The organism is Ponticaulis profundi (assembly GCF_042659465.1).
Classification (GTDB): Bacteria; Pseudomonadota; Alphaproteobacteria; order Caulobacterales; family Hyphomonadaceae; genus Ponticaulis; species Ponticaulis profundi.
Genome location: NZ_JBHSSW010000005.1, coordinates 299143 through 311468, shown reverse-complemented (window position 1 = coordinate 311468; position 12326 = coordinate 299143). Strand labels below are relative to the sequence as shown.

Sequence of the window (12326 nt, the reverse complement as noted above, 5' to 3'; positions counted from 1 at the left end):
GGGGGCGAGGTCCTCGCCCGTGCTTTCAGAAAATTGAGATTGGATCAGATTGTCCTCAGAGGAGATATGCCGGTGAACGGACGAAAATTACGCTATCTGGGATTTGCCCTCCTTGCCCTGTCAGGGTTCGCAGCGCCGGGCGCAGCCTTCGCGCAGGGCGCGCCGTCGGAAACTTCAGCTGTCCAGGCCAGTGAGGACGCCTTTCCGCCGCCGCGTACCATCTCTCAGGAGGCCCGCATTTCAGGCCAGCTCCTGAAGTATGACGTGACGGTGGAAGCTATCCCGACGCATGGGGCTGGCGACAAGGTGACCGGTCATGTCGTGACCATGTCTTATATCGTTCCGAGCAAGACGCCGCGTCCGGTCGCGTTCGTGTTCAATGGTGGGCCGGGTGCTGCATCGGGCTTCCTGAACATTGGCGCTCTTGGCCCGAAGCGCGTGCAGTTCGGCGCGCAGGGCGACTCGCCATCCGACAGCCTGATCCCGGAAGACAATCCCAATACCTGGCTGGAATTTACCGATCTTGTCTTCATTGACCCAATCGGAACGGGGTTCAGCCGTTCAGAACTGGGGCCAGAAGAAACGGCCAGAACATTCTACGGCATCAATCAGGACGCCAGCTATCTTGCCCGCGTGGTCTATGACTGGCTGAAAGCGCATGGCCGGATGTCATCTGACAAATATCTGGTTGGCGAAAGCTATGGCGGGTTTCGTGTTCCGCGCATTGCCGCTGAGCTGCAGGTCTGGAACGGCGTCGGACCGAAGGGCCTGATGCTGATTTCGCCTTATCTCGATGGTCGCCTGCTGTCGCCCGGCGGCGGCGAAAAGGCGGCGGTTTCTCCCATGGCGGCGATGGTGCGCCTGCCTTCCATGGCAGCGGCAAACTTCTCGGCCAATGGCACGCCGCTCTCGCCAGAGATCATGACTGAGGTCGAAGACTATGCGCGCGGACAGTTTCCGGCAGACTGGCTGAAAGGCTGGTCTGATCCTGATGCGCTGGCGCGTCTGCAGGACAGGCTGATCGAGTATACCGGCCTATCAGAGGAAGCTGTAGAGCGCGTTGGTGGCCGCATCGACCAGAGCTATTTCCTGCGCGAGCGTTTCAAGTCAGATGCGCTTATGGCCAGCCGTTATGACATCAATGTCACCATTCCTGACCCGGACCCATGGTCGGCTTACAATGTGCCGATGGATGCGGTGGCCTCGACCTTCACCATGGTTGGTGGCGCCATGACGGACCTCATCACCAATACGCTCGGCTGGAAGGCGGATGGCAAGTACTGGGTTTATAATCCAACCGTGGGCCGTGACTGGTACAATCAGGGTGTTGACCCGGAATCGGTCTCTGCACTTCGCGGCGCGATGTCACTTGATCCGAAAATGAATGTTGTGATCGCCCATGGCTATGCAGACCTGTCCTGCCCGTATTTCGCCTCGACGCTGATCATTGATCAGATGCCACCCGGCCTGACAAAGGACCGGCTGGACTTCAAGATCTATGATGGCGGACACATGTTCTACAGCCGTCCAGGCAGCGGGGCGTCTTTCCGCGAGGATGTCCGGGCGATCTTCGAGCAATAGGCTTCAGAGCAGCTTGTTCAGACATGGCGGCTTGTATCAGGTCGCCATGTTGCCTGCTGAGACTGCAGGTCATAGCCGGTTCGGTATATCGCCCGATGTCTAAGCTCTTGAATGTTATTGAGATAATCGACGGATGCTGGCGATCATCTCATCGCGATCAATGGGCTTGGTCAGATAGTCATCCACGCCTTCCTTGCGGGCGTTCAATTCTTCCTCAGCGGAGCTAAGATTGCTGAGCATGAGAATCCGGATGTGACGCAGATTCGCATCTTCTCTGATGTGTTTTACCGTCTCGATTCCGTCCATGACCGGCATGATCTGGTCGAGAATAATGATGTCTGGCGTCTCCGCTCGCGCCAGTTCAAGCGCAGATTTTCCGTTGTCCGTTTCAATCAGACCAAACCCGGCTGCTTTTAGCTGATGGCAGATCAGCTTGCGTAAAATACGATCATCTTCGGCGACTAAGACTTTCATGGCAGAGGTCCGCTAAAAGCTCAAATTGTACGACAGTAAGCGGCTTTCTGCTCGCGGAGTAATGCGTTAGAAATTACGAATTACTTCAGTAAAACTGAAAGAAATTATGGTTGATCCTAACATGGAAAGCAGCCGAAAAACACATTTGACTTCAGTTATTCCCAGGTTTTGGGCCAAAGCCCTTGCGGGTCATCTCGCCCCAGCTTTCCGATCCTTTCAGATACTGCCAGGTCCCCAATATGCGCCAGAAATTATTGATCTGCCGATAGCCGAAGTTTTCCAGGATCGCGATGAGGGTCAGAAGGAGTAGATGGCGCACACGCGGAAAGCGTTTCAGCTGAACCTCCTCCAATGCCAGCGAGCAGACACTGACGGTGATGCCAAAGGTGAAACTGACAGCGAGGTAGGCAAGCAGGTACTCAATGGACAGAATCCCGGTCAGCCAGAATACCGGGATGAGGATATAGCCCAGCACTTCGACGATTGGCCCCAGCACATCGATGAAGAAGATATTGCCAAACCCGACGACGCCGACGCGGCCATAGCGCGGGTTGAGGAACATGCCCGCATGGCGGAAAAAGGTCTCCAGTGACCCTCTGTGCCAGCGCGCGCGTTGCCGACGCAGAATTTTCAGCGTCTCTGGTGCTTCTGTCCAGCAAACGGGTTCCGGTATATAGGCGATCCGGTAGGGTCGTTTTGACTGGCGGCAGTATTTGTGAAGCTTGATGACCAGTTCCATGTCTTCGCCGACGGTTCCGCGCTGATATCCGCCGACCTCAATCACCGGTGCACGGCGAAACAATCCGAACGCGCCCGATATGATGGTGAGCGTTCCCAGCTTGCTCCAGGCAAGCCGTGCCATGAGAAATGCACGCAGATATTCGATGACCTGAAACAGGGCGAGCGGGTTGGTTGGAACTCGAACTTCCGTGACGCGGCCGTCTTCAATGCGACTGCCATTTGCCAGTCTTACGGTCCCGCCGACGGCGATGACATTGCCAGGATCATCGATAAAGGGCCGTACAGCGCGGATCAGAGAGTCCGATTCCAGAATGGAATCGGCATCCATTGAGCAGAACACGGGTGCGCGGGACACATTGATCCCTGCGTTCAGAGCGTCCGCCTTGCCCCCATTTTCCTTGTCGATCACGATCAGGCGGGGGATACGCGGCGCGCTGTAAATGCCCCGGATCGGTTTGTGATCAATGTCGGTCGGGAAGGCCCGGGAAAGCGGTTGCAGATCAAAAGCGTCCTTCAGCGTCTGAAGGGTGGAATCCTTCGAGCCGTCATTGATCACAATGACTTCGAAAGCGGGATATTCCAGAGCCAGCATGGAGCGGACGCTGTCCACGATGGAGCGTTCTTCGTTATAGGCGGGCGACAGAAGGGCGATTGGCGGGGCGAGGTCAGCATAGCGTTTCCACAGCAGAGCCAGTCGGTGAATCGGCGGATTGGCGGTAAGCTCGCGCGCAGCCAGTATCAATTGAAGGATATAGATTGTGTTCTGTGCGAGCCCGACAAGCACAATGAACAGTGTGGCCCAGGCGGCGATGTCTGACAGGGAGCCGATTAGCCAGTCCGTCATGTGTAAAGCTCCTCATCCAGAATGAGCGCTGCGGTTCGCGAGGCAATCCGGTCTTCCGAATAATCAGCAATATCAGACAGCACAGACCGGCCCTGATCACCGAATGTCAGAAGGGCTTTGGCCGCGCGGAAGCGTACATCCCAGGCCCGGTCACCGATCAGAAGCGCAAGCTCATTTATCAGGGCACGCAGGCGAAGCAGCCCCACCGCGTCGGCCGCCTCGGCGCGGACCTCCTGAACCGGGTCTTTCAATGCGTCTGAAATGATACCGATCTCATCGGGTATAATCCCAATTGTGCCAATGGCGTCGAGCGCGGAGGCCCTGACCAGCGGGGAGGCGTCGCGCGCGTCTCGAATAAGGACGGGAAGACTTTCGGAAATGGCCAGAATGCCCAGCGTCTTCAACATCATGGCGCGAACATAGGGTGGGTCATATGCGATGCGGGCGCGCCGGACGAGCGGCTCGGGATTGATCCGGGCAACAGCTGTGAACAGCCCGGCCATGTCGATGGAGATGTCCTGACTGTGCAGGTCGAACTTTCCGAGGAAGTCCGCAAGCTCGGGTTTTGCCCCGGCAGACAACAGAGCCTGTGCAATCAGAATGCGCTGGCCCAGTGGGCCGGGTCTTTCAAAAGCTTTCCAGAGGGCATCGCGCACCTGGGGTGTGGGGAAGTAGGCCAGCGCTTCGGCAGCAACGATCCGAAACCGCGGATTGGAGCTGCCGAGCAGTTTGATCAGGCGTGGTTCAATCTCAAAGGCAGCGAGGCGTCGAATGAAGTCATCCAGCATGGCACCGCGAACCATGGTCGATGTTTCGACAATGGTCTGCGCGACCACGACACTCGAGCGGGTGAGGCGCTGCAAAACGGCGCTGTCTTCTGTTTCCGGACCGGTTATCAGCAGATGTTCGACGAGGTCAGATCGGGCGATTTCCCGGCGGCGGCTGAAGGCGCTCGAAATGACGCGGTTTATGATGAGCAGGCTCATGAAGATGACGGAAAAGAACGCCATCGAAAGAGAGATGTACCAGAGCAGAAGAAGTTCTGCCTGAAGCATCAGAACCGCCAGTTTGTCGCCAGAACCAACCCTGTGCGATCATAGGCGCCGCGTTCTTCGGTCAGCGCCACCACCTGGAAGCCATGGGTCTCAAACTGGAAGCGTGCGCCGATATGATAGCTCTTCACATCAACCGTCACACCCTCTGACGTCTCTGGCGAGTCTGCATAACCTGACAACAGTCGTATTGTGTCTGTCACCTGCCATGCGCCATCGAGCGCATAACCATTGCGACTTTCATCTGTTTCGTCTGACAGACCAATCAGGCGGGCGCCGATGCGATAACGGTCATTATCCAGTCGGAGCTGAAGACCGGCGCTCGCGCTCTGCACATCTCCGGATGCGAAGCTGGCCGTACTGGCGCTGATCTGGCCCCAGATTTCCAGGTCACGCTGGCTGCTGCTGACCATTGGGAAATCTCCGCCAGCCCGGAACTCGAACTCGGGACGGAAATCGCCGTCCGGTGCCCCGCCGAGCGACATGTAAAGAAGCGCTCTGTTATCCAGACTGTGTGTCAGGCCAGCATGCAGGAACAGGTCAGTGTTATCGAAACGACGCGCATACTGCAGACCGGTGGTGAGCGTGGTCGCGTCGGACAGGCGATAGCCAAGCGATAGCGCGCCTTCCGACCAGCCGGGCAGATTTTCGGTCAGCTCGCTATAACCAATGCTTGCATCCGCGCGCCAGCGTGGGCCGGATGCGGCGCTGTCGATTTGGGCTCGCAGCGCGTTTGCGTCTTGTGAGGTGCCCGCGCGTTCCAGATAGGATTGGGCTGCGGACCGGTTGCCGCGATACCATTCCACGCGTGCCAGTCCCAGATAGGCGTCTTCGTAGTCGGGTGCGATACGGAGCGCGCGCTTTAATGCCTCTTCTGCCTCGTCCAGTCTTTGCAGGTTGAGATAGGTGAGGCCGAGCTGAACCCAGGCGTCCGAATTATCAGGGTTTTCCTGTGTCAGGCGCTGAAAGATATCGACAGCCCTGTCGAGCTCACCAGCGTAACGCGCGCGCGTGCCGTCTTCAAAGGAGATGTCTTCTGCGGCCTCAGCCGTGCTCGCCAGTGCGAAGAGAGAAAGAGCCAGAAAGAGGGCGCCGGGCTTCATGGAAGCTCCACTTGTCGTGTTTGGTCCAGACCTGTGTCTTGCGGGGTGAGCGTGCAGGTGAGACGAAAACAATTGGTTAACAAAAACGGACCGCCTGCTAAGCATTTTTACGTTCAGGCCGTCATCTGTGGGTAAGTCAGCTTACAATTCCCGCAACGTCGCTATAACACGTCGCTATGACAGTTTCTCTCATTCTTGGTGGTGCGCGGTCAGGCAAGAGCCGCCGCGCACAATCGCTCGCCGAAGCGCATGTCGGCCCGCGTGTGTTCATCGCAACGGCTGAAGCAATGGACGACGAGATGACAGCGCGGATCGCTCAGCATCAGGCCGATCGCGGAGAGGAATGGACCCATGCCATCGAAGCGCCGGTTGATCTGGCAAATGCCCTGACCAAAGCTGAAGACATCGGGCGGGTCATTCTGGTCGACTGTCTGACCGTCTGGTTGTCGAACCTGATGTATCATGAGGTCGACCTGGATTCTGCAACCGATGCGCTTCTGAAGACGCTTCAGGCCGCGCGCACGGATATCATACTGGTCACGAACGAGGTCGGGCTGGGGCTGGTGCCGGAAACACCGCTCGGGCGCGAATTTCGTGATCTTCAGGGACGACTGAACCAGCAGGTTGCCGGGATTGCCGATCGGGTCGAATTTGTTGCAGCAGGTCTGCCGCTTACGCTGAAAGGCTGAGTTTCAAAGCTCCGACCAGCCTGTCCTGGTCGCGCTCAGTCTCTGGCAGACCGATGCGAAGATGGTCGGGCTGATCTGCAAACCGTCGGACATACACCCCTTGAGCACACAGCTTTTCCCAGACCTGATGGGCGCTCTCGATATGGACATAGCGGAAGAGGTCCGTGCCGGTGATGGTGGCGAGGCCCAGCGCGGCGAGTGCCGCATCAAGTGCTTGGCGCGCCGTCGCCAGACGCATGCGCGTTGCGTCCTGCCAGTCTTTGTCCTGATAGGCGCGCGTTCCAATGGTCAGGGCCGGGCCGGAGATTGGCCATACCCCCAGCGCCTGTTTCGCTGGTTTCAGAATAGATTGCGGACCAAGCAGGGCGCCAAGCCGCAAGCCTGCCAGACCGTAGAATTTTCCAAACGAACGCAGGATGATGAGGCCATCAGCGCCAGCGTCGGGCGTTATTCCGTCACCGTTTAAAAGCTCACCATAGGCTTCATCCAGAATGAGCCAGCCGCCTCGCCGGAGCATCTCGCCATGGAAGGCCTTCAGGGTGTTGAATGACCAGAGCCGTCCATCCGGATTGTTCGGATTGCAGAGCACCAGTGCCTGCGCATCTGAAGGGATCTGGCTCGGATCCGTCATGGGAATGACCTTGCGCCCAGCGTCCCGCCAAACGCTCAGATGGTCTCCATAAATGGGGTGCGGCACGGCAATTGTGCCAATGTTCAGGAGCTGAGGGAGCAGCCTGATCGCAAGTTCACTGCCCGGTACCGGCAAAACGCAGGACGGGTCGCATTGCCAGGCGTCCGCCATGGCGGATCGGCAGGCCTCTGTCATGGTGGCTGTGGGTAAATGCGTAAGCGCTGCTGCGGGCCATTCTGTGTGCGGATAAGGCCAGGGATTAATCCCCGTCGACAGGTCCAGCCAGGGTGAGGGCGCTTGCGGGAAGCGGTGCCTGATCTGGTCGAGCGCGCCGCCATGAATGGGATCATTGATCATGCAGTCACCATTTGGGGCAGGGCGATCACGGCCATCAACAGCCCAGCAAGGCTCATGGCTTTCAGATAGAGCGATAGTCCATCCCTGATTGTTGTACCATGTGGATCAGGGGCAGAGCCATTCAGCCAGGGCTCGTCAGCCTGATGGTTTTCATATTGGCGGGGGCCCGACAAGCGAACGCCCAGCGCGCCGGCCATGGCGGCTTCCGGCCAGCCGGCATTGGGAGAGCGATGCTTGCGGGCATCGCGAAACATCATTGTGAAGGCGGATCGCTTGAGAGAGGCTGCGGCAAACAGAATGCCGGTCAGTCTGGCCGGGATCAGATTGGCAAGATCATCCAGACGCGCAGCAAACCCTCCGAATGCCTGATAGCGGTCAGATCGATGTCCGATCATGGAGTCCAGCGTGTTGATCGCCTTATAAGCTGCTATGCCCGGAAGGCCGAAACAGACACCCCAGAAGAGCGGAGCGATGACACCGTCCGACGCATTTTCCGCCAGGCTTTCCAGACTGGCCCGCGCAATGCCGGCTTCATCGAGTTGAGACGGATCGCGTCCGACAATCATCGAAACGGCATGGCGTGCGGCATGGAGATCTCTAAGGATAAGCGGAGCTGCAATGGCGGAAACATGGGAATAAAGACTGCGCGATGCGATCAGGCTGGATGCGATCAACGCTTCGAGCCCCAACGCCCAGAGCTTGTCTGGCAACAGAATGGAAATGGCGAGCCCGAAACTCAGCGCAACACTAATCGCGATCAGGCTTGTCAGGGCGCCAAAGAGATATCTCTGATGATGACTGAAGCCCGTTCGATTGAGACGCGTTTCGAGGGCTGAGATCAAGGCTCCCAGCCAGACAACGGGGTGAGCGATCCGGCGATAGAGCCAGTCGGGCCAGCCAAGCGCAGCTTCGAGGCCGAAGGCCGTCAGCATGAGGGGTGCGCTCAACAAGATGCGTTAGGCGTCCAGCCGGGCGTTTCAGCAAGCGCGAGGAAGCGTTCGAAATCGATATGAGCGTCAATGCCATCCGCCAGTGTATCGAGTGCGGCTTCTACAGCTTCGCCATAGCTCTGGTCTGCGAGCTCGTTTGCGCCATGTTGTTTCAGCCAGCGCTGGCGGAAATCGTCATTGGCAAACAGACCATGGACATAACACCCGGCAAGTCGCCCATCGGCGGACACCGCGCCGTCTGGTCCATCCGGCAGAGTGAGAAAGGGGCGTGCTGTGTCTGGTCCGGTTGTCCGTCCGGTATGGATCTCATAGCCCGTGAGCGGGTCGCCGCTCCCCGCTTCGTAAGCGGTGACTGGGCGTACACGCTTATCGCCGGTCATGCGGGTCTCCAGGTTGAGAAGTCCAAGGCCGGGTGCGCTTCCGGCTGGCCCATCTACTCCGTCCGGGTCATGCACCCATTGGCCAAGCATCTGATACCCGCCGCAAATGCCAAACACGCGTCCGCCGGTTCGGGCATGTGCAAGGATATCATGGTCCCAGCCCTGTGTGCGCAGGAAGTCCAGATCGCCCAGCGTGGATTTAGTGCCAAACAGCATGATGATGTCGGTGTCGCGCGGAATGGCCTGACCGGGTGGAATGAAATCAAACTGAACACCCGGCTCGGTGCGCAACGGGTCGGCGTCGTCGAAATTGGCAATTCGTGACAGCATGGGCGCTGCGATCTTCAGCGTGCCGCTTGTACGGGCCTGTGGCCGTTCGAGGGAGACGGCGTCCTCTGCAGGCAGACGGCTTGCGGCGCTCAGCCAGGGGATAATGCCGAGCGAAGGCCAGCCGGTTTCTGCTTCAATGGTTTTGACACCATCCTCAAACAGGCTCGGATCACCGCGAAACTTGTTGATGAGGAAGGCACGGATCATTGCAGCATCGGCTGCCTCGATGACGGTCCTGGTGCCAACCAGCGCGGCAATGACGCCGCCGCGATCAATATCGCCGATCAGGCAGACAGGGACACCGGCGGCGCGGGCAAAGCCCATATTGGCGATGTCGCGTGCCCGCAGATTTGTCTCTGCAGGGCTGCCAGCCCCTTCGACGATCACAAGGTCATAGTCTGCCGTGAGACGGTCAAAACTTTCCAGCACGCGGCCAAGGAGCTTGTGGCGTTCGGTCATATAGAGCGATGCTTCCTGTGCGCCGACAGCTCGCCCATGAACGACGAGCTGGGAGCGCCGGTCCGTCTCCGGTTTCAGGAGGACAGGATTGAAGTCCGTGCGAGGTTCCAGTCCGCAGGCAAGCGCCTGAAGTGCCTGTGCCCGGCCAATCTCGCCGCCATCAGAGCAGGCGGCAGCATTGTTCGACATATTCTGTGGTTTGAAAGGCGCAACACGTAGACCGCACCGACTTGCGAGGCGGCACAGCCCGGCGACGATAAGGGATTTGCCGACATCCGAACCGGTTCCCTGCAACATGATGGCGCGACCGGTCATCTCAGAGCGCTCAGTTCATGTTCATCGAGCGTAATCCAGTCGCCGAAATTGAGCTTGTACTGCCAGGCATTCTCGGCGTTGATCTCTGCGAGCAAGGCGCGGATAATCCCGGCATGGCAGACAATCAGCGTGTCTTCGCTGAGATCCGGCAAGTCAGCAAGAAAGCTGCGGACGCGTGTTGAGAGATTCGCCACGGATTCACCCCCATGGGGTCTGGCGTGATGGAAGTCATCGGCCCATGCGTCCAGTTCGGGACGGGAAATGTCGTTCCAGGCCTGGTTTTCCCAGTTGCCAAAATTCATTTCCATCAGTCTGGGGTCGACAAAAACCGGTATGCCCCGCGCAGACGACAGATGCGCTGCGAGGATATGGCAGCGCTGAAGCGGGCTGGTATAGAGCCGTGAAAAGCCTGGCAGCGTTTCGTAAAGACGCTGAAGCTGCGCTTCGAAGTCTGACGCAAGTGGCAGGTCGGACTGCCCGTAACAGATGCCTTCTGCAATGTCGGGCTGTGTATGACGTAACAGGATCAAAGCCATGCGAGCGCCCCCAGATAAAAGCCAATCTCGCTGATTTGCTGGGTCGCGCCGAGTGCATCGCCTGTATAGCCGCCAAGCTTGCGCTCATAGAACAAACGTATCAGCACATGTCCTGCGATCAGGCCGACCAAAGCACAGGCCAGCAAGGGGAGTGACCAGCCGGTAAGGCCCAGTCCGATCAGAATGAGCGCCGTAAAAGCAGCGAGGAAGACAAGTCCCTTGGTGCCAACATCTGAAGCGACCGGTTTGGCTTTGCCCTCAAAGCGGACATACCGGCTTGTGACCATGACCATCACAGCGGATACGCGGCTGAGGCCATGGCCCGCAATGAGCGCGCCGATGGCGAGCGGAAGCGACAGCGCGGACAGTGTGAAAACCTTGATCAGCAGAATGGTCACAAGCGCTGCTGTTCCATACGTGCCGATGCGGCTATCTTTCATGATATTGAGAGCGGCCTCTCGTGTGAGCCCGCCACCAATGCCGTCAAAGGTGTCAGCCAGTCCGTCTTCATGAAAGGCACCGGTCAGAAGCAGGCTCGCAGCGGTTGAGATCAGTATAGGCAGAGGCGCGGGAAGCGCCAGTGCGCAGAGGTAATAGGCAAGAGCCGCGACGCTTCCGATCAGCAAACCCACAAGCGGATAATACCGGGTGGAGCTTTCCAGGCGCTCCGGTGAAAACTCATCGTCTTTCAGAGCGATCGGCAGCCGGGTCAGAAATTGCAGTGCCAGAAGAAAGCGAAGCCATTCTTCGCGGATCTGGCGCATCAGGCAGGTCCGCTGACGCCGGCATCGCTGAAGCTTGCCATATCTCGCAACATGGCTGCAGCAGACTTGACGATGGGCCATGCCAGCAATGCGCCTGTGCCTTCACCCAGTCGCAGGCCGAGATCCAGCAGGGGCTCGACATACATGGTCTTGCAGACGAGCCGGTGGCCGGCCTCATTGGAGACATGGGTGAAGATCATGGCGTCGCGCGATGAGACATCCATGCGCTGCGCACAATAGGCTGCGCAGGTTGCGATAAAGCCATCCACGAGGACCATCCGGCCCTTTTTGGCCGCACCGATCATGGCGCCGGCCATTGTCGCGATTTCGAACCCGCCATACTCCAGAAGCGCGTCTTCCACGCTGAGCCGGTCCGGTGTTCGTCTGGCGGCGCGCTCCAGAATAGAGAGTTTGCGACGCAGGCCTTCATCATCCAGCCCTGTGCCGCGTCCCGTGAGACTTTTCAGGCTTTCATCGGTGATTTTGGACAGGATCAGCGTGGCTGCTGAGGTGTTTCCAATGCCCATTTCGCCGAAGCAGAGCGCGTCAAAATCGCCGTCTCCGGCGAGCTGCGCGCCGCTTGCCAGGGCCATGTCGAGCTGTGGTTTGCTCATGGCTGGTTTCTGCGCACTGTTTTCTGTGCCGTCGCCAAGACGGCGCGAGATCAGGCCGGGATGTTCAATCGGTTCGCCATACACGCCGGTATCAACAACACGCACCTGAACGTTATTGGTTCGCGCAAAGACATTCGCAGCGGCGCCGCCAGTGAGAAAGTTCTGTACCATCTGGCGCGTCACGGCCTGCGGATAGTTTGAAACACCTTCCCGTGCGATGCCATGATCTCCTGCAAACAGGATCAGGCCGCAGGTTTCAAGCCTGGGTGTAAGGGTGTTCTGAAATCCGGCAATCTGGGCAGCAAGCTTCTCAATCCGGCCAAGCGAGCCGACCGGCTTTGTTTTCATATCAATGGCTGCCTGAATGTCTTTCGACGTAAGTTGTGTCGCCAACGGGGCGGTCTCCCTGACTCATAGGTTAAACCGCCCCTGTGAGGAGGCGGCTGTGTCCAGTGTGATGTCGCCGCTACGGTGTTCCGCTCTTTCGACTGTGACCCGGTCGAGAA

12 protein-coding genes are annotated in these 12326 nt (G+C 58.4%); 2 read left to right on the top strand and 10 right to left on the bottom strand.

The features are described 5' to 3' along the window. The first annotated feature begins 39 nt into the window (after nt 1-39). Nucleotides 40-1581, top strand: coding sequence for a S10 family peptidase (locus ACFQDM_RS06510; RefSeq protein WP_377377026.1), 1542 nt, complete (start codon nt 40-42; stop codon nt 1579-1581). Between the two features lie 114 nt (nt 1582-1695). Here the strand turns inward: ACFQDM_RS06510 and ACFQDM_RS06505 are convergent, their stop codons facing one another. From ACFQDM_RS06505 to ACFQDM_RS06490, 4 genes are all read right to left on the bottom strand, one after another. Beyond that, nucleotides 1696-2055, bottom strand: a complete 360-nt coding sequence (locus tag ACFQDM_RS06505; RefSeq protein WP_377377023.1) for a response regulator — start codon at nt 2053-2055, stop codon at nt 1696-1698. A 151-nt stretch (nt 2056-2206) separates the two neighbouring features. Continuing rightward, a complete protein-coding gene (locus ACFQDM_RS06500; protein ID WP_377377020.1) occupies nt 2207-3640 on the bottom strand; it encodes a glycosyltransferase family 2 protein in 1434 nt (477 codons plus the stop codon). Beyond that, on the bottom strand, nt 3637-4695 hold the full coding sequence (locus ACFQDM_RS06495; protein ID WP_377377017.1) for a HEAT repeat domain-containing protein: 1059 nt from the start codon (nt 4693-4695) through the stop codon (nt 3637-3639). Before ACFQDM_RS06495 ends, ACFQDM_RS06500 begins: the two co-directional genes overlap by 4 nt. Beyond that, nucleotides 4695-5795: a YaiO family outer membrane beta-barrel protein gene (locus ACFQDM_RS06490; protein WP_377377014.1), complete on the bottom strand. Its 1101-nt coding sequence runs from the start codon at nt 5793-5795 to the stop codon at nt 4695-4697. Before ACFQDM_RS06490 ends, ACFQDM_RS06495 begins: the two co-directional genes overlap by 1 nt. Before the next feature lie 176 nt (nt 5796-5971). Here ACFQDM_RS06490 and cobU point away from each other — a divergent pair, with 176 nt between their 5' ends. Next, nucleotides 5972-6484 (top strand): bifunctional adenosylcobinamide kinase/adenosylcobinamide-phosphate guanylyltransferase, encoded by a 513-nt coding sequence (cobU, locus tag ACFQDM_RS06485; protein ID WP_377377011.1) that lies wholly within the window; start codon nt 5972-5974, stop codon nt 6482-6484. On the opposite strand, the gene cobD is transcribed toward cobU, so the two are convergent. Genes cobD through cobT form a run of 6 tightly spaced genes read right to left on the bottom strand, consistent with a single transcriptional unit; the run spans nt 6468 to nt 12213 of the window. After that, nucleotides 6468-7472 carry a threonine-phosphate decarboxylase CobD gene (gene cobD, locus ACFQDM_RS06480; RefSeq protein WP_377377009.1) on the bottom strand — a complete coding sequence of 335 codons (1005 nt, stop codon included), beginning with the start codon at nt 7470-7472 and terminating at the stop codon, nt 6468-6470. The genes cobU and cobD overlap by 17 nt on opposite strands. Further along, nucleotides 7469-8422 carry an adenosylcobinamide-phosphate synthase CbiB gene (gene cbiB / locus ACFQDM_RS06475; RefSeq protein ID WP_377377008.1) on the bottom strand — a complete coding sequence of 318 codons (954 nt, stop codon included), beginning with the start codon at nt 8420-8422 and terminating at the stop codon, nt 7469-7471. The genes cobD and cbiB overlap by 4 nt, the downstream gene beginning before the upstream one ends. Further along, nucleotides 8416-9906, bottom strand: coding sequence for a cobyric acid synthase (locus tag ACFQDM_RS06470; protein WP_377377005.1), 1491 nt, complete (start codon nt 9904-9906; stop codon nt 8416-8418). Before ACFQDM_RS06470 ends, cbiB begins: the two co-directional genes overlap by 7 nt. Then, on the bottom strand, nt 9903-10442 hold the full coding sequence (cobC, locus tag ACFQDM_RS06465; RefSeq protein ID WP_377377002.1) for an alpha-ribazole phosphatase: 540 nt from the start codon (nt 10440-10442) through the stop codon (nt 9903-9905). The genes ACFQDM_RS06470 and cobC overlap by 4 nt, the downstream gene beginning before the upstream one ends. After that, the gene (gene cobS / locus ACFQDM_RS06460) at nt 10433-11206 is read right to left on the bottom strand and encodes an adenosylcobinamide-GDP ribazoletransferase (protein ID WP_377377000.1); all 774 of its coding nucleotides are present in this window, start codon (nt 11204-11206) and stop codon (nt 10433-10435) included. The genes cobC and cobS overlap by 10 nt, the downstream gene beginning before the upstream one ends. Further along, entirely contained in the window at nt 11206-12213 is a 1008-nt protein-coding gene (gene cobT / locus ACFQDM_RS06455; protein ID WP_377376997.1) for a nicotinate-nucleotide--dimethylbenzimidazole phosphoribosyltransferase, read from the bottom strand. Before cobT ends, cobS begins: the two co-directional genes overlap by 1 nt. Nucleotides 12214-12326: the final 113 nt, after the last annotated feature.

What these genes read in the sequence shown, in the direction of transcription:
- ACFQDM_RS06505 (WP_377377023.1), bottom strand. Translation starts at nt 2,055, where the DNA reads ATGAAAGTCTTAGTCGCCGAAGATGATCGTATTTTACGCAAGCTGATC.
- ACFQDM_RS06500 (WP_377377020.1), bottom strand. Translation starts at nt 3,640, where the DNA reads ATGACGGACTGGCTAATCGGCTCCCTGTCAGACATCGCCGCCTGGGCC.
- ACFQDM_RS06495 (WP_377377017.1), bottom strand. Translation starts at nt 4,695, where the DNA reads ATGCTTCAGGCAGAACTTCTTCTGCTCTGGTACATCTCTCTTTCGATG.
- ACFQDM_RS06490 (WP_377377014.1), bottom strand. Translation starts at nt 5,795, where the DNA reads ATGAAGCCCGGCGCCCTCTTTCTGGCTCTTTCTCTCTTCGCACTGGCG.
- cobU (WP_377377011.1), top strand. Translation starts at nt 5,972, where the DNA reads ATGACAGTTTCTCTCATTCTTGGTGGTGCGCGGTCAGGCAAGAGCCGC.
- cobD (WP_377377009.1), bottom strand. Translation starts at nt 7,472, where the DNA reads ATGATCAATGATCCCATTCATGGCGGCGCGCTCGACCAGATCAGGCAC.
- ACFQDM_RS06470 (WP_377377005.1), bottom strand. Translation starts at nt 9,906, where the DNA reads ATGACCGGTCGCGCCATCATGTTGCAGGGAACCGGTTCGGATGTCGGC.
- cobC (WP_377377002.1), bottom strand. Translation starts at nt 10,442, where the DNA reads ATGGCTTTGATCCTGTTACGTCATACACAGCCCGACATTGCAGAAGGC.
- cobS (WP_377377000.1), bottom strand. Translation starts at nt 11,206, where the DNA reads ATGCGCCAGATCCGCGAAGAATGGCTTCGCTTTCTTCTGGCACTGCAA.